The 15970-nt window shown below is 68.8% G+C and carries 20 protein-coding genes; 13 read left to right on the top strand and 7 right to left on the bottom strand.

Translation table 11 applies throughout. The annotated features are described in order from the left end of the window. Positions 1-41: 41 nt before the first annotated feature. On the bottom strand, positions 42-356 hold the full coding sequence (locus M5C96_RS20785) for a DUF4148 domain-containing protein (protein ID WP_272565037.1): 315 nt from the start codon (positions 354-356) through the stop codon (positions 42-44). A gap of 209 nt (positions 357-565) precedes the next feature. Here M5C96_RS20785 and M5C96_RS20780 point away from each other — a divergent pair, with 209 nt between their 5' ends. Further along, entirely contained in the window at positions 566-1531 is a 966-nt protein-coding gene (locus tag M5C96_RS20780; protein ID WP_272565036.1) for a LysR family transcriptional regulator, read from the top strand. Positions 1532-1555: 24 nt separating this feature from the next. Here the strand turns inward: M5C96_RS20780 and trmL are convergent, their stop codons facing one another. After that, positions 1556-2017 (bottom strand): tRNA (uridine(34)/cytosine(34)/5-carboxymethylaminomethyluridine(34)-2'-O)-methyltransferase TrmL, encoded by a 462-nt coding sequence (gene trmL, locus M5C96_RS20775; RefSeq protein WP_272565035.1) that lies wholly within the window; start codon positions 2015-2017, stop codon positions 1556-1558. Between the two features lie 81 nt (positions 2018-2098). Beyond that, positions 2099-2821 carry a ComF family protein gene (locus M5C96_RS20770; protein ID WP_272565034.1) on the bottom strand — a complete coding sequence of 241 codons (723 nt, stop codon included), beginning with the start codon at positions 2819-2821 and terminating at the stop codon, positions 2099-2101. Positions 2822-2858: 37 nt separating this feature from the next. Here M5C96_RS20770 and M5C96_RS20765 point away from each other — a divergent pair, with 37 nt between their 5' ends. The 7 genes from M5C96_RS20765 (at position 2859) to M5C96_RS20735 (ending at position 9013) form a co-directional block, all read left to right on the top strand. Then, positions 2859-3764: a biotin synthase gene (locus M5C96_RS20765; protein WP_272565033.1), complete on the top strand. Its 906-nt coding sequence runs from the start codon at positions 2859-2861 to the stop codon at positions 3762-3764. A 489-nt stretch (positions 3765-4253) separates the two neighbouring features. Continuing rightward, positions 4254-5423: a cytochrome c oxidase subunit II gene (gene coxB / locus M5C96_RS20760; protein WP_272565032.1), complete on the top strand. Its 1170-nt coding sequence runs from the start codon at positions 4254-4256 to the stop codon at positions 5421-5423. A 33-nt stretch (positions 5424-5456) separates the two neighbouring features. Next, the gene (ctaD, locus tag M5C96_RS20755; protein WP_272549039.1) at positions 5457-7097 is read left to right on the top strand and encodes a cytochrome c oxidase subunit I; all 1641 of its coding nucleotides are present in this window, start codon (positions 5457-5459) and stop codon (positions 7095-7097) included. 13 nt (positions 7098-7110) lie between these two features. Then, positions 7111-7221: a cytochrome oxidase small assembly protein gene (locus tag M5C96_RS20750; RefSeq protein WP_272549038.1), complete on the top strand. Its 111-nt coding sequence runs from the start codon at positions 7111-7113 to the stop codon at positions 7219-7221. Between the two features lie 44 nt (positions 7222-7265). Continuing rightward, a complete protein-coding gene (locus M5C96_RS20745; protein WP_442867403.1) occupies positions 7266-7865 on the top strand; it encodes a cytochrome c oxidase assembly protein in 600 nt (199 codons plus the stop codon). After that, on the top strand, positions 7862-8080 hold the full coding sequence (locus M5C96_RS20740; RefSeq protein WP_272565030.1) for a DUF2970 domain-containing protein: 219 nt from the start codon (positions 7862-7864) through the stop codon (positions 8078-8080). Before M5C96_RS20745 ends, M5C96_RS20740 begins: the two co-directional genes overlap by 4 nt. 51 nt (positions 8081-8131) lie before the next feature. Then, positions 8132-9013, top strand: a complete 882-nt coding sequence (locus tag M5C96_RS20735) for a cytochrome c oxidase subunit 3 (RefSeq protein ID WP_272565029.1) — start codon at positions 8132-8134, stop codon at positions 9011-9013. Positions 9014-9124: 111 nt separating this feature from the next. Here the strand turns inward: M5C96_RS20735 and M5C96_RS20730 are convergent, their stop codons facing one another. Next, complete coding sequence (locus M5C96_RS20730; protein ID WP_272549034.1) at positions 9125-9355, bottom strand: twin transmembrane helix small protein; 231 nt, start codon at positions 9353-9355, stop codon at positions 9125-9127. 6 nt (positions 9356-9361) lie between these two features. Here M5C96_RS20730 and M5C96_RS20725 point away from each other — a divergent pair, with 6 nt between their 5' ends. The 5 genes from M5C96_RS20725 to M5C96_RS20705 are packed head-to-tail and all read left to right on the top strand — an operon-like array spanning position 9362 to position 13550. Beyond that, complete coding sequence (locus M5C96_RS20725; protein ID WP_272565028.1) at positions 9362-10132, top strand: SURF1 family protein; 771 nt, start codon at positions 9362-9364, stop codon at positions 10130-10132. After that, the gene (locus M5C96_RS20720) at positions 10074-10823 is read left to right on the top strand and encodes an SCO family protein (RefSeq protein ID WP_272565026.1); all 750 of its coding nucleotides are present in this window, start codon (positions 10074-10076) and stop codon (positions 10821-10823) included. The genes M5C96_RS20725 and M5C96_RS20720 overlap by 59 nt, the downstream gene beginning before the upstream one ends. Further along, entirely contained in the window at positions 10823-12028 is a 1206-nt protein-coding gene (locus M5C96_RS20715; protein ID WP_272569797.1) for a COX15/CtaA family protein, read from the top strand. The genes M5C96_RS20720 and M5C96_RS20715 overlap by 1 nt, the downstream gene beginning before the upstream one ends. Further along, entirely contained in the window at positions 12025-12936 is a 912-nt protein-coding gene (cyoE, locus tag M5C96_RS20710) for a heme o synthase (protein ID WP_272565025.1), read from the top strand. The genes M5C96_RS20715 and cyoE overlap by 4 nt, the downstream gene beginning before the upstream one ends. Positions 12937-12941: 5 nt before the next feature. Next, positions 12942-13550: an SCO family protein gene (locus tag M5C96_RS20705; RefSeq protein WP_272565024.1), complete on the top strand. Its 609-nt coding sequence runs from the start codon at positions 12942-12944 to the stop codon at positions 13548-13550. Here the strand turns inward: M5C96_RS20705 and M5C96_RS20700 are convergent. From M5C96_RS20700 to M5C96_RS20690, 3 genes are all read right to left on the bottom strand, one after another. Further along, positions 13490-14365 (bottom strand): Crp/Fnr family transcriptional regulator, encoded by an 876-nt coding sequence (locus M5C96_RS20700; RefSeq protein ID WP_272565023.1) that lies wholly within the window; start codon positions 14363-14365, stop codon positions 13490-13492. The two genes, M5C96_RS20705 and M5C96_RS20700, sit on opposite strands and share 61 nt — an antisense overlap. 94 nt (positions 14366-14459) lie before the next feature. Continuing rightward, positions 14460-14840, bottom strand: coding sequence for an oxidoreductase (locus tag M5C96_RS20695; RefSeq protein WP_272565022.1), 381 nt, complete (start codon positions 14838-14840; stop codon positions 14460-14462). Positions 14841-14949: 109 nt separating this feature from the next. Then, positions 14950-15966 (bottom strand): Bug family tripartite tricarboxylate transporter substrate binding protein, encoded by a 1017-nt coding sequence (locus tag M5C96_RS20690; protein WP_272565020.1) that lies wholly within the window; start codon positions 15964-15966, stop codon positions 14950-14952. Positions 15967-15970: the final 4 nt, after the last annotated feature.

Here is a 15970-nt window from a genome sequence, read left to right as displayed (position 1 = left end):
GCTGGGCCGGTCGCAACCGGCCGGGCCGCCGTGCGATCAGATCAGTGGTCGCCGCTGACCGTGTTGCGCGACTTCGCTGCCGCCACGGTTTGCGCCTGCACTTCCTTGCGGGTGACGACCGTGGCGTTGCCGGAAACGGCCAGGGGCGCGGGCACGTCGTACCAGTCGCCGGCGCGGGGCATGGTGCCGTTCTGGCGGGCGGCCACCAGGTCGGCCACGACGGCTTCACGGGTCAGTGCGCTGGAGGCGGCGACAGGGGCGGGATAGTCGGAGCCGTCGCCTTCCACACCGGCGTGGGCGGCGAAGGCGCTCAGGGCGATGGCGGCAGCGGTGGCGAGAGTGCGGTAGTTGTTCATGATGGTGTCCTTCATTGGTTGGTGTTTCCGGGCAAGGCTGGTCTTGTTGGGGGCCGGTCTTGTCCTGCCTCGGTGGGTCCGCCTTCAGGCTTCCTCATCGATGGGTTGAACTGTACGCAGGGTTAACCCTTTGAAAAACAGCACTCCTGGCAATGAATAATTAACGAAATTGAAATAATCGCGGCCCTTGAAACGCCGTCATTCCTGCAATGGATAGATTGCTGACGATGCGCGTGTTCCAGGCCGTCGTGGACGAAGGTGGCTTCGCCGCGGCCGCGCGCGCGATGGACCTGTCGGCCGCGGCGGTCACCCGGCTGGTTGCCGACCTGGAGAGCCACATCGGCACCCGACTTCTGCAGCGGACCACGCGCCGGGTCTCGCTCACCGATGCCGGCGAGGCCTACCTGGCCCGCGTGCGCACCATCCTGGCCGACGTGGAGGAGGCCTTCGCCGCGGCCCAGGCCCACACCTCGGAGATCGCCGGCGTGCTGCGGCTGCACGCGCCGCCGGTGCTCGCGGTCCACATCCTCGCGCCGCTGGTGGAGGGCTTTCACCGGGCGCATCCCCGGGTGGTGCTGGACATCCATGTGGATTCCTCGCTGGAGCCGCCCATCGGCGATTTCGACATCACGCTGCTGAGCGACGACGCGGTCTTCGGCGCCAACGTCATCACCCGGCCTATCGTGCGCTCCGACAGCGTGGTGTGCGCCTCGCCCGCCTACCTGCGGGACCACGGCACGCCGCAGGTGCCGCAGGACCTTGCCCGGCACCAGTGCCTGCTGCGCCGGCGCAGCGACACCAAACCGGGGGTGATGCGCCTGTTCGATCCCCTGCTGGGCCACCGGGCCATCGACATCGAGGTGCAGCCGGTCTGCGTGACCAACCACATCGAGACCCTGCTGCGTGCTGCGCTGGATGGCGCGGGGCTGACCTCGCTACCGGTCGATCTGGCCGCACCCTACCTGCGCAGCGGGCAACTGGTGAGGGTGCTGGCGCCCTGGACGGCGGGGCGCTTCACGCTGTACGCGGCCTTTCCGAGCCGCAAGTTCATGCCCGCACGCACGCGGGCCTTCCTGGATTTTCTGAGCGCCCGTACGCGCAAGTCCGTGGAGGAGGCGCTGCAGGCCCCTGGCGGCCTGGACCAGCACGCGGCGGCGCCCGCGCCGCAGGCCTGAAGGCCGGGCCCGGGCCTCAACGCATCAAAGAAAGCTGTTTTGCCGCCAGGCCTCGTACACCGTGACCGCCACGGCGTTCGACAGGTTCAGGCTGCGCTGCCCCGGCACCATGGGCAGCCGCAGTTGCTGGGCGGGCGGGAACGATTCGCGCAGCTCGGGCGGCAGGCCGCGCGTCTCGGCGCCGAACACCAGCCAGTCGCCGGCGCGGAAGCTGGTCTCATACACCGTGAGCGTGGCGTGCGTGGTCATGGCGAACATGCGGGTGGCGTCCGGCTCGGCATCGCGCAGGAAGGCGGTCCATCCCGCGTGGCGCTGCACCTCGGTGTACTCGTGGTAGTCGAGGCCCGCGCGCTTCATCAGGCGGTCTTCCATGGAAAAACCCAAGGGTTCGATCAGGTGCAGCCGGCACGCAGTGTTGGCGGCCAGCCGGATCACGTTGCCTGTGTTGGGCGGGATCTCGGGTTCGACAAGAACGATATGAAACATGGCGTCTATTGTCGGCATCTGCGCCGCACCCGGCGCGAAAGCTCGTAAACAAACGTATCCAGGCCCGGTGATCGGCCCGGGTCAGGGACTATCGGTGCGGGCGACCACCACCGCGGTGATGTGCGCGGCGCCGGCCTCGCGCAGCACCCGCGCCGCCGCGTGCAGCGTGGCGCCCGTGGTCATCACGTCGTCCACCAGAACCACCCGGCGGCCCGCGATGCGCGCGGCGCGCGCGGGCTCCAGCGCGAACGCGCCGCGCAGGTTGCGCAGCCGGTCCTTGCGCGGCAGTCCGCTCTGCGCCTCGGTCGCACGGGTGCGCAGCAGGCTGGCGGCATCCGCCTTCGCCGGCGACAAGGCGCGCGCCAGCAGCGCGGCCTGGTTGAAGCCGCGCTCTTTCATCCGCTCGCGCGACAGGGGAATGGGCAGCAGGCAGTCGGCCGCTTCCACGGCCGGTTCCACCCAGGGCGTGCTGCGAAGCAGGGTGGCCAGCGACGGCGCCCAGCCGGGGTCGGCCCGGAACTTGAAATCGGCCAGCGCCTGCGCCCACGGGTAGCCGTAGTCCACCGCGGCAAGGCAGGCGTCCAGCGTCGGCGGGTCGGTGAGGCAGTGCCCGCAACGCGCCACGCCCGCCGGTACGGGCAGGGCGCAGGTCGCGCAGCGCGGCTGCGGTTGCGCGAAGCGGGTGGCGCAGGCATCGCAGACACGCCGCGCGGGCCAGGCATGGCAGACAGCGCACTGGCTGGGCACGGCATCCATGGCCGCGCCCAGCCAGTGCGATATCCCTGCAAGGTGCCTGTGGAGCATCGACTCAATATACTCGCCGCGACCCCCGTTCCCCACGATGCCAGAGCACCTTCCCCCCACCATCGACCCGCCCGCTGCGGCCCGCTGGCACGCCGCCGCCCCCGCCATCTCCCCCTGGCTGCACGAGGAGGTCGCCCGGCGCATGGACGACCGGCTCCAGTGGATCCGCCAGGCCCCGGCCGCCTGGTGCGACTGGGACCCGGTGCGCGGTGGCCTGCAGGCCCATGCCCTGGTGCGCCAGCGTTACCCCCAGGCCACCTGCCAGGTGGCGGAAACCGCGGCGCGCCGCCAGCCGGTGGCCGAGCAGGCACTGGGCGCGGCATGGTGGAGCCCTGCGCGCTGGGGCGGGCGTGCTCCGAAGTTCGGCCTGCCAGCGGACGGCAGCGTCAACATGGTGTGGTCCAACATGGCGCTGCACACGGCCGCCGACCCGCAGCGGCTGATCGGCCAGTGGCACCAGGCGCTCGCCGTGGACGGCTACCTCATGTTCTCCTGCCTGGGCCCCGACACCGTGCGCGAACTGCATGCCGTCTATGCCGAACTGGTCTGGCCGCCCGCCGGCCATGCCATGACGGACATGCACGACTGGGGCGACATGCTGGTGCAGGCCGGGTTCGCCGAGCCGGTGATGGACATGGAGCGCATCCGGCTGACCTTCGCCACACCGGCCCGGCTGCTGAAGGAGTTGCGCGAACTGGGTTGCAACCTGCACCCGGCGCGCTTCCCCGCGCTGCGCGGGCGGCGCTGGCGCGAGCGCCTGGAACAGGCGCTGGCCGACCGCCTGGCCGACCCCAACGAGGGCGGCCAGCTGGCGCTGACCTTCGAGATCGTCTATGGCCACGCCTTCAAGCCGGCGCCACGGTTGCGGGTGAGCGAGAGCAGCGCCGTGTCGCTGCAGGACATGCGCGCCATGCTGCAGGGGGCGAGGAAACCGGGCGCCTGAGGGTGTTTTCCCGGGGGCAGGCCCCCCATGATCCGTCGCAACAGCAGGCTACAATTCTTGGCGGTGCTGTTCCGGAACTTCTGCTGCGCGGTGCGATCCCTGCGGCCCCGCCGGGAGGCCGCCTGTCGGCGGCAGGCTCTGCGGTCGGCGCGAAACCTTCCAACCTTCTCATGGTTTGTACGGGGCTGTGCAGCGGATGTCGCTGCGGGCCTTGCAATCGGGCCACGGGAACGGCATGCTGCACGGTGCAGGGTACGCGCCAACCCGCGCGGGCCTTGAAGGTCAGGAGACAAAAAGCGAAGCACCGCCGGTGCTCCGCATCGATGAAACCGGGTTCATGTGGAACCCAGCCGCGCTGAAGGGCTCGGGCATTGCGCCCCAAGGCCCGGGCACGGTCTGGATGTTGGAATTCGCATGGCTTTGTGCGCCGCCCCGACCCCACGCGGGGGCGCCCAGGGATTGGTTAATTGAGGCTTAGAAGTGAGAACTATGAAGAGCATTTCCAACAAGCTGGCTTCTTTGCTGCTGATGGCGGGTGCATGGGTGGGCACCGCAGCCCACGCCGTGCAGGATCTTCCCGGTGGCCCGGCCGTCAACCAATTGAATCTGGCGCCTCCGGTCACCCGCATCGCCGAGGAGCAGCAGTTCCTGCACTGGATGATGCTCATCATCTGCACGGTGATCTTCATCGCCGTGTTCGCGGTGATGTTCTATTCGATCTGGAAGCACCGCAAGTCGCGTGGCGTCAAGCCGGCCAATTTCCATGAGTCCGTGACCGTCGAGGTCATCTGGACCATCGTGCCCTTCATCATCGTGATCCTCATGGCGCTGCCCGCGACCAAGGTGCTCGTGGCGCAAAAGGACACCACCAACGCCGACCTGACCATCAAGGTCACCGGCTACCAGTGGAAGTGGGGCTACGACTACATCACCGGCGAAGGCCAGGGCCTGGCGTACATCTCCACGCTCGACAGCAGCCACCGCCGCATGTCCGACAGCGGCAACGTGAGCAACGCGCCGGCCGACTACCTGCTCAAGGTGGACAACCCCCTGGTGGTGCCCGTGGGCAAGAAGGTGCGCGTGATCACCACCGCCAACGACGTGATCCACTCGTTCATGGTGCCGGCCTTCGGCATCAAGCAGGATGCGATCCCCGGCTTCGTGCGCGACACCTGGTTCCGCGCCGACAAGGTGGGCGACTACTACGGCCAGTGCGCCGAGCTGTGCGGCAAGGAGCACGCCTACATGCCCATCCACGTGAAGGTCGTGTCTGCCGCCGACTACACCCAGTGGGTGGCGGGCGAGAAGAAGAAGGCCGCGGCCAAGCTGGACGACCCGAGCAAGGTGTGGACGCTGCAGGACATCCTGCCGCGCGGCGAGAAGGTCTATGCCGCCAACTGCGCGGCCTGCCACCAGGCCAACGGCAAGGGCGCTGGCCCCATCAAGCCGCTGGACGGCTCCGCCATCGTCAAGAGCGACGACCACACCCAGCAGATCCACATCGTGCTCAAGGGCGCCGCCAACGGCGCGATGCCCTCCTGGGCGCAGTTGAGCGACACCGATCTGGCGGCCGTGGTGAGCTACACCAAGAACGCCTGGTCCAACAAGACGGGGCAGATCGTGCAGCCGTCCGAGATCCTGGCCCAGCGTGGCAAATAGCCACCCACGCCCCAACGCACTGAGGAATCCAAGATGAGCGCAGTTCTCGACAACCACGGTCACGCGGGCGGCCACGCACACGACAGCCACGGCGATCACCACCACCACGGCCCGACGGGCTGGCGGCGCTGGGTGTTCGCGACCAACCACAAGGACATCGGCACGCTGTACCTGCTGTTCTCGTTCACCATGCTGATGGTGGGCGGCATCCTGGCGCTGCTGATCCGCGCCGAGCTGTTCAAGCCCGGCCTGCAGCTGGTGAACCCCGAGCTGTTCAACCAGCTCACCACCATGCACGGCCTGATCATGGTGTTCGGCGCCATCATGCCGGCGTTCGTGGGCTTTGCGAACTGGATGATCCCGCTGCAGATCGGCGCATCCGACATGGCCTTCGCGCGCATGAACAACTTCAGCTTCTGGCTGATGATCCCGGCGGCCATCATGCTGGTGACCTCGTTCCTCATGCCCGGCGGCGCGCCGGCGGCGGGCTGGACGCTGTATGCGCCGCTCACGCTGCAGATGGGCCCGTCGATGGATGCCGGCATCTTCGCGATGCACATCCTGGGGGCCTCGTCCATCATGGGCTCGATCAACATCATCGTGACCATCCTGAACATGCGCGCCCCCGGCATGACGCTGATGAAGATGCCCATGTTCGCCTGGACCTGGCTCATCACCGCCTACCTGCTGATCGCCGTGATGCCCGTGCTGGCCGGCGCCATCACCATGACGCTGACGGACCGCCACTTCGGCACCAGCTTCTTCAACCCCGCCGGCGGCGGCGACCCGGTGATGTACCAGCACATCTTCTGGTTCTTCGGCCACCCCGAGGTGTACATCATGATCCTGCCGGCCTTCGGCATCATCAGCCAGATCGTGCCGGCGTTCTCGCGCAAGCGGCTGTTCGGCTATGCCTCTATGGTGTATGCCACCTCGTCCATCGCCATCCTGTCGTTCATCGTGTGGGCCCACCACATGTTCACGACCGGCATGCCCGTGACCGGCCAGCTGTTCTTCATGTACGCCACCATGCTGATTTCGGTGCCCACGGCCGTGAAGATCTTCAACTGGATCGCCACCATGTGGCGCGGCTCCATGACGTTCGAGACCCCGATGCTGTTCGCCGTGGGCTTCATCTTCGTGTTCACCATGGGCGGCTTCACCGGGCTGATCCTGTCGATGGCCCCCATCGATATCCAGCTGCAGGACACCTACTACGTGGTGGCCCACTTCCACTACGTGCTGGTGGCCGGCTCGCTGTTCTCCATGTTCGCCGCGTACTACTACTGGGCGCCGAAGTGGACCGGCGTGATGTACAGCGAAACCCGGGGCCGCATCCACTTCTGGGGCTCGCTCATCACGTTCAACGTGACGTTCTTCCCCATGCACTTCCTGGGCCTGGCAGGCATGCCGCGCCGCTATGCCGACTACCCCATGCAGTTCGCCGACTTCAACATGCTGGCCTCCATCGGCGCGTTCGGCTTCGGCCTGATGCAGGTGTACTTCTTCCTGTTCATCGTGGTACCAGCGATGCGCGGCAAGGGCGAAGTGGCGCCGCAGCGTCCCTGGGAAGGGGCCGAGGGCCTGGAATGGGAAGTGCCGTCGCCCGCACCGTTCCACACCTACGAAACGCCGCCAAAGCTGGATGCGTCGGCCACCCGTGTGATCGGTTGAGGAAAGCCGTTCGATGACCCCCGAGCAAAAGAAGTCCAACCGGCGCATGGCGCTGATCCTGGCGTCGGTGGCCGTGGCCTTCTTCGTCGGGTTCATGGTCAAGATGGCCTGGCTGGCCCGCTGAAAGCTGGACGCGCCATGGGCATGTTCCGCACTGAAAACGCCAAGATGGTGGGCAAGCTGGCCGTGATCTCGGTCGGCATGTTCGCCTTCGGCTACGTGCTCATTCCCATCTACAAGCACATCTGCGAGATGACGGGCATCAACATCCTTTCGCTGTCCGAGCGGCAGGTGCCTGGCAACGGGGTGGCCGGCCGGGACGTGAAGGTGCCCGCGAACACGCAGGTGGACAAGAGCCGCACCATCACCGTGGAGTTCGATGCGAACGCGCGCGGCCCGTGGGACTTCAAGCCCGCGCAGCGATCGCTGCAGGTGCACCCGGGCGAGCTGGCCACGGTCATGTACGAGTTCCAGAACGTGCAGAACCGCCGCATGGCCGCGCAGGCCATCCCGAGCTACGCGCCGCGGCAGGCGGCTGCGCACTTCAACAAGCTCGAATGCTTCTGCTTCAACCAGTACGTGCTGGAGCCGGGCGAGAAGAAGCAATGGCCCGTGGCGTTCGTGATCGACCCGCGCCTGTCCAAGGACGTGACCACCATCACCCTGTCCTATACCTTCTTCGAGGTGGGCGGCAAGACGCCGCCCGCGCCCACCGAGCCCACGGCCGCGCTGCCGGCCGGTGTGGTGCCGCAGGGGGCCGGATCGTGAGCCCGCGCAGCCCCAGCGAATCGCCGGTGCGCCGCAAAGGCTCGCTGCTGCGCACCGTGCGGGCGGTGGCGTGGTCGTTCATCGGCCTGCGCAAGGGCTCGGAATACCAGCAGGACGTGGAGCGGCTGAACCCCATCCACATCATCGCCGTCGGCCTGGCCGCGGCGCTGCTGCTGGTGATCGGGCTGATCGCGCTGGTCAACTGGGTCGTCTGATGGACGGCCGCAGCCCGACGGATAACAACGATTTGAGATTCAGGAGTTGACATGAGTGCATCTACCCCCGGCACGACCCCGTACTACTACGTGCCCGCCGAATCGCGCCATCCGGTGATGGCGGCGGCCGGCCTGTTCTTCGTGATCCTGGGCGCGGGCCAGTGGGTCAACGGCCACGACTGGGGCAAGTATTCGCTCGCCCTGGGCATGGTGTGGTGGCTGTTCGTGCTGTACCAGTGGTTCCGCGATGCCGTGCGCGAGAGCGAGGGCGGCCTGTACGGGCACAAGATCGATCTGTCCTACCGCTGGAGCATGAGCTGGTTCATCTTCTCGGAGGTGATGTTCTTCGGCGCCTTTTTCACCGCTCTGTGGTGGGCTCGCTCCCATTCGGTGCCGGCCCTGGGCAGCCTGGACAACGCGCTGCTGTGGCCCGACTTCAAGGCCGTGTGGCCCAGCATGGCGGCGGGCATGACCGCATCGCCCGCCGGCATCGTGGAGCCCTTCCAGACGGTCGGGCCGTTCTGGCTGCCCACGATCAACACGGCGCTGCTGCTGACCTCCGGTGTCACGCTGACCATCGCGCACCATGCGCTGCGCGAAAACCACCGCGGCAAGACCATCGCCTTCATGTGGGCCACCGTGCTGCTGGGCATCGTCTTCCTGTGCGTGCAGGGCTACGAGTACTACCACCTGTACACCGACCTGAACCTCAAGCTCAGCTCCGGCGTCTTCGGCTCCACCTTCTTCATGCTGACGGGCTTTCACGGCTTTCACGTGTTCGTGGGCATGCTGATGCTGCTGTTCATCACGCTGCGCCTGCAAAAGGGCCACTTCACGCCGGAAAAGCACTTCGGCTTCGAGGGCGCCGCCTGGTACTGGCACTTCGTGGACGTGGTGTGGCTGGGCCTGTACGTGCTGGTCTATTGGCTGTAATCCAGGCCCCTCGGCGGCCCGACGAAAAAAGCGCCGCAGGGCGCTTTTTTTGCGGCGGTGCTTCGGTGCCCGCCGCGGCCCGTGGGCCATGCCGGGCAGACCGGGTGGCGCTTAGCGCGTTGCCGGCAGTCCGGTGGGCTGGATGTAGCCCAGCTTCCAGGCGGCCAGCAGGCACAGGAAGAGCAGAATCGACAGCCCCACGCGGACGGCGAGCGCGCGGGCCATGTGGCCGCTGCGGGCTTTGTCGTTGCGGCCGTTGCGCATCATGAAGAACAGCGCGGAACCGAGGCTCGCCAGAATGGCCAGGAAGGCCAGCACCACCACGTATTTCATGGAGCGCATTATCCCGTGACATCTGCAAGACGCCGACCCGGCCTGCAATTTTGGCTGGTCAGCTTGGCCGCCGTGCTGGCCATGGCCGCGACCGCGTCGCTCGGGCGCTGGCAGCTGTCGCGCGCGGCGCAAAAGGAAGCCTTGCAAGCCGCCATCGACGGGCGTTCGGCCCGGCCGCCACTGGAGGGCGCCACGCTCGCGGCCCTGCCAGCGGCCACGGGGCCGGACGACCCACTGGTGCACCGCCGCATCGTGCTGCGCGGCCGCTGGCTGCCCGCCCACACCGTTTTTTTGGACAACCGCCAGATGCAGGGCCGGCCGGGGTTCTTCGTGCTCACGCCGCTGCAATTGCAGGGCAGCGCCACCAGCGTGCTGGTGCAGCGCGGTTGGGTGCCGCGCAATTTCCAGGACCGCACCCAGTTGCCCCCGATCCCCACGCCGGCGGGCGACACCGAGGTGGAAGGCCGCATCGCTGCGGCGCCATCGCGGCTGTACGAAGTCGGCGCCACCGGCAGCGCCGAGGGGTCTTCCCGCATCCGGCAAAATCTCGACCTGGCGGCCTATCGCGGCGAGACCGGCCTGGCCCTGGCGCCACTCACCGTGCTGCAGACGGGGGCCGCGAACGACGGGTTGCTGCGCGACTGGCCCGTCATCGACGCCGGGGTCGAAAAACACTACGGCTACGCCGTCCAATGGTTCGGGCTTTGCGGCCTGGTGGCAATCCTCTATGTCTGGTTCCAAATCGTCCGACGCTTCCTTCGCCCACGCCGCCAGCCTGCCGCCTGACGCGCCCCAGGGCGCCCACCCGCTGGGCCTCACGGTGCACAGCCTGCCGCCCGCGGGCGGGGCCATGGCGGCCGTGCAGCAGTCGCGCCAGGGGCGCTGGAAGATGCTGGGCATCCTGCTGGTGTGCGCCGCGCCGGTGGTGGCCTCGTACTTCACCTACTACGTGCTGCGGCCCGAAGGGCGGCGCAATTTCGGCGAACTCATCGCCCCCCAGCGCGCGATGCCGGCGGGCATGGCGACCACCGCCCTCGATGGCGCTCCCGGTCGGCTCGACCAGCTGCAGGGCCAGTGGCTGCTCGTGAGCGTGGCGCCCGGCGCCTGCGGCACCCCCTGCCAGAACCATCTGTACCTGCAGCGCCAGCTGCGCGAAAGCCTGGGCAAAGACAAGGACCGCATCGACTGGGTCTGGCTGGTGACCGATGGCGCTGCGCCGCCGCCCGAGATCCAGCCGGGCCTGCAAAAGGCCCAGGTGCTGCGGGTGGATGCGCAGGCGCTGTCCGCGTGGCTCGCGCCCGCCACCGGCCACGCGATCGAAGACCATCTCTACGTCGTCGACCCCATGGGCCACTGGATGATGCGTTTTCCGGCGGGCCTGGACGCCGCCGGGGCCGCCAAGGCCAAGCGGGACCTGGAGCGGCTGATGCGCGCCTCGGCCTCGTGGGACCAGCCCGGTCGCACCGGAGCGCCATGATGCAGGACGCCCAGCCGCTGTTCGACCTGGCCCCGCTCGCCCGCATGGTGCTGCTGGGCGCGGTGATCGCGCTCGGGCCGCTGGCCTGGGTGTGGCTGCGCAACCGCGGCACCTCGCGCGTGCGGCGCCTGCAGGCGCTCACCGTGCTGACCCTTTTCCTCACCTTCGATCTGGTGCTGTTCGGCGCCTTCACCCGGCTCACCGATTCAGGCCTGGGTTGCCCCGACTGGCCGGGCTGCTACGGCAACGCCAGCCCGCTGGGCGCGCATGCCGAAATCTCCGCCGCCCAGCAGGCCATGCCCACCGGCCCGGTCACGCACGGCAAGGCCTGGGTGGAGATGATCCACCGCTACCTGGCCAGCGGCGTGGGCATGCTCATCATCGTGCTCACCGTTGGCGCGTGGTGGCAGCGGTCGCGCGCGGCCAGGCACCAGGGCCCGCCGCCCGCCCTGAGCCCCTGGTGGCCCACGGCGACGCTGGTGTGGGTCTGCCTGCAGGGCGCATTCGGCGCGCTCACGGTGACTATGAAGCTCTTTCCCGCCATCGTGACGCTGCACCTGATCGGCGCGCTGGTGCTGCTGGCGCTGCTGTGCGTGCAGGCCGTGCGCGAGACGCACGCCGCGCGCGGCGTCTTGCCCGTGGCATTGGGCCGGGGCCTGCGAGGCCTGCTGGTGGCGACCACCGTGCTGCTGGCGGTGCAGATCGTGCTCGGCGGCTGGGTAAGCACCAACTATGCGGTGCTGGCCTGCACCACGTTCCCCACGTGCCAGGGCAGCTGGTGGCCCGACATGGCCTTCGGCCAGGGCTTCGAGATCTGGCGGCCGCTGGGCCTGCTGCAGGACGGCAGCCACATCACCTTCGCGGGCCTCACGGCCATCCACTATGCGCACCGGCTGGCGGCCTACGCAGTGCTGCTGGCCCTCGGGCTGCTGGCCTGGCGCCTGCACCGCGCCGCGCTGCTGCCGGCCCAGGCGCGCTGGATCGCGGGCCTGGCGCTGATGCAGTTCGCCACCGGCCTGTCCAACGTGGTGCTGGACTGGCCCCTCGTGGCCGCCGTGCTGCACACCGGCGGCGCCGCGGCCCTGGTCGTGGTCCTCACCTGGGCCTTGGCCGCCAGCCGCGCCGTGGGCGCCGCCCGTCCCCTGGCCGCCGCTGCCGGCACACCGACAACCGCGCCCACGGGCGCAACGAGAATCTCCGCATGAGCGCTGCTCCCGCCACCTCCCCTCCGATCACCAGCATGCCGTCGCGCGCGGCGCAGTTCTATGCGCTGACCAAGCCGCGCGTGGTCCAGCTGATCGTTTTCTGCGCCTTCATCGGCATGGTGCTGGCCGTGCCCGGCATGCCCAGCGGCGCGCAGTGGGCGCACATGGCCGTGGCCTGTGCCGGCATCTGGCTCGTGGCGGGCGCCGCCGCGGCATTCAACTGCATCGTGGAGCAGGGCATCGACGCGAAGATGAAGCGCACCGCCTGGCGGCCCACCGCCAAGGGCGAGCTGTCCAACACGCAGACGCTGCTTTTCTCGGCGGCGCTGTGCGCGGCGGGTTCATTGGTGCTCTACCGGTGGGTCAACCCGCTCACCATGTGGCTCACCTTCGCCACCTTCGTGGGCTACGCGGTGGTGTACACGGTGATCCTCAAGCCGCTCACGCCGCAGAACATCGTGATCGGCGGCGCTTCGGGTGCTATGCCGCCGGTGCTGGGCTGGTCGGCCATGACGGGCGACGTGGCGCCCGAGGCGCTCATCCTGTTCCTCATCATCTTCCTGTGGACGCCGCCGCATTTCTGGGCCCTGGCGCTGTACCGCGTGGAGGACTACCGCAAGTCGGGCCTGCCCATGCTGCCCGTCACGCACGGCAACGAGTTCACGCGACTGCAGGTGTTCCTTTACACGCTGATCCTCTTCGCGGGCTGCCTCATGCCCTTCGTGTACGGCATGAGTTCCTGGATCTACCTGGCTGCCGCCGTGGTGCTCAGCCTGGGCTTTTGCGCCTATGGCTTTCGGCTGTGGCGCCGCTACTCGGATGCGCTCGCCCGCGAGACCTTCCGCTTTTCCCTCATCCACCTGAGCCTGCTGTTCGCCGCGCTGCTGGTGGACCACTACGTGCTGTGATCGCCATGAATAAACGCATTGCTCTTAAAAAAATAGCTGCCAGCGCTTTGCTGGTAAGCGCTGGTGGCCTGTTGGCGGCTTGCTCCAAGAAGGGCCCGGAATTCAAGGGCGTGGACATCACCGGCGCCGACTACGCCAAGGACCTGCCCCTGCCCGACCACAACGGCCAGCCGCGCCACCTCAAGGACTTCGCAGGCAAAGTCGTGGTGGTGTTCTTCGGCTACACCCAGTGCCCCGACGTGTGCCCCACGTCCATGGTGGAACTGGCGGAAGTCAAGCGCTCGCTGGGCGCGGACGGCGACCGGCTCCAGGGCATCTTCGTCACCGTGGACCCGGAGCGCGACACGCCCGAGGTGCTCAAGGCCTACATGGCCAACTTCGATCCCACCTTCCTCGCGCTGCGTGGCAGCCCCGAGCAACTGGCCGCCGTGGCCAAGGACTTCAAGATCTATTACAAGAAGGTCGACGGCAAGACGCCCACGAGCTACACCATGGACCACTCGGCCGGCAGCTACGTGTACGACCCCGCCGGCCGCCTGCGCGTGTACAACCGCTACGGCAGCGGTGCGCAGGCGCTGGCCGCCGATGTGCGGGCCCTGCTGAACGAGGGCTGAGGCGGCGGGGCGGCCGCATCGGCGTGCTCCACCACCGCCGCCCCCGGGCGCCAGGCAGCACCGGCCACCGGGCCCGACACCGGCTCGGCCATGCCGCGCGCCAGGGCTGCGAGGCGGGGCCGCACGATGGCGCAGTGCCAGCGGTCATGCCGGACCAGCCCGCCCGTCAGGGCGATGTGCGCGAGCCCCCGGGCGACCGTCTCGCGCGTGGTGGCCAGCAGTGCGGCCAGCATCGCCTGCGTGGGCAGCCGCACCAGGGTGCTGCGCTGCAGATCGGCCAGCAACAGCAGGGCGCCCGCCAGGCGCGCCGTGGCCCCGCGCATGCGCAGCAGCCCCGACCAGTCCGCAAGCTGCGCCTGCGCCCGTGCGTTCTCGCGCGACAGCGCGTCCAGCCAACCCGAAGCTGCAGCGCCGTGGTGCGGCGAGCGCAGGGCCTCTGTCGACACTTCGCACAGCCGGCCTTCGCCCAGGGCCGTGCCCGACAGCTCCGCAGGCGCCGCGAACAGCGCCGTCGTGCCCAGGGCATGGCCGCAGCCCGCCAGGCCCACGGGCCGGTCGATGCCCTCGGCGCCCCGGCGGTGCAGCAGCACCGTACCGACCTTGAGGATCTGCAGCACCGGCGCGGACTGGCCTTGGCGCGCCAGCGTCTCGCCCTTGCGAAAGCGCCGCTCCACCACGCGGCCCGCCATCTGCACCTCGCGCGGGGCCCGGCCGAGCAGGCAGTGCGAGCGGCCGGCGCAGGTGTGGCACGGAGGCAGGGGCGCGCCTTCTTCGGTCGGTGCGGCGCCGTGGGGCCGGGTGCGCAGACTCAGCACGAAAACGGCCTCCAGGGCATGATTTCTCCCGGCATATCGCTATAAAAATAATAGCAATTGCTTGCGATGGTGACGGACGGAGCGGGCCGGCTGCTCAGGCGTAGGCCAGTTCGCCGTGGCGGCTTTCGATGCGCTGGCCGGCCGACAGCGACATCAGCAAAAGCGCGATGGTCTCGTGCAGGATGACCGTCTGCTGGTTGCCCGTGTCCACCATGTGCCGGCGCAGCGCGTCACGCACCGCCGGCTGGCCCGTGACATCGATCACGATGTCCGCGGCGCTGCCGTGCGCCGCCAGCAATCCCATGAAATCGGACGTTACGGGCACGCCGTGGCTGCGCGCCAGCTCGATGCTGGGCAGGGAGAGGTCCAGGTCCGCCACCCCGAGCACGGAGACGAACGGCGCTGCCAGCAACTGCTGCAGCAATGGGGTGCCGGTGTGGCCGGCACCGATGACGAGGATGCGAAAGGGCTGCATGGCATGCCTTGGAAATCACGAAGGCGCCAGTCTGCCGGCCACGGGCCCCGCGGGGCATGATCTGCATCAACATCGGTGGAGGCGCGAGCGCTGCCCACCGGGCAGGGCGTCAGTCGGCCCGGATGCCTTGCGTGCGGATCACGCGGGCCATGAGCGCGGTGTCCGCCTGGATGCGGTTCGCCAGCCCCTGGGGCGAGGTTCCGGCCACCTGCCAGCCTTGCTGGAACAGCTTGGCCCGCACGTCGGGGCTGCGGGCGATGTCGGCGATCAGCGCCGACAGCCGCGCCTGCACCGCAGCGGGCATGGTGGCCGGTGCGGCGAATGCGTTCCAGATCTCCAGGTTCAGGTCCGGCACGCCGGCCTCCGCCAGGCTAGGCACGCCGGGCACGAGCGTGCTGCGACCGGCCGAGGTGACGCCGATGAGGCGCAGCTTGCCCGTGCGTTCCTGCGACAGGGCGAGCGCAGGCGGGAGCAGCGCCATCTGCAGCTGTCCGCCCAGCATGCCCGTGGCCACCTGCGGGTAGCCGGGGTAGGGCACGTGCACCGGTGCGATGCCGGCGCGGGCCTTGAGCAGTTCCGTCCCCAGGTGGCCTACCGTTCCCACGCCCGGCGTGCCGTAGCTCCAGCGGCTGCCGGCCTGCCGCGCCGCTGCGAGAAACGCGCGCGCATCGGCATGGGCCGGCACGTCCGGCTGTGAGGCCGGGGCGGTCAGCACCAGCGGCGAGGTGCCCACCAGGCTCAGCGGCGCGAGGTCCTTCTGCGGGTCGTAGGGCACGGCCGGGTTGAGCAGCTTGGCGATCGTCAGGTTGCCGTTGATGAACAGGCCGATGGTGTGGCCGTCGGTCGCCTTGGCCACCGCATCTGCGCCGATGTTGCCGCCCGCGCCCACCTTGTTTTCCACGATCACCGGATGGCCGAGTGCCTGCGCCAGCGGCTCGGAGAACGTGCGCGCCGTCAGGTCGGGCGACGATCCCGGCGGAAAGCCCACGATGATGCGCAGCGGCTTGCTCGGCCACCCCGGCGTCGCCAGTGCGCCGGGCGCCGATTGGGCGGTGGCCGTGCCCAGAGCGCCAGCGAGCGAAAGGGCCACCATCAGCGTGCGGCGTCGAACGGCAGGAAAAGTCATGGGG

Origin of the sequence: Acidovorax sp. GBBC 1281, from assembly GCF_028473645.1 — a bacterium.
GTDB lineage: Bacteria > Pseudomonadota > Gammaproteobacteria > Burkholderiales > Burkholderiaceae_C > Paracidovorax.
Note: the sequence above shows the minus strand (reverse complement) of the source record. Positions and strands in the feature narration are given on the sequence as shown.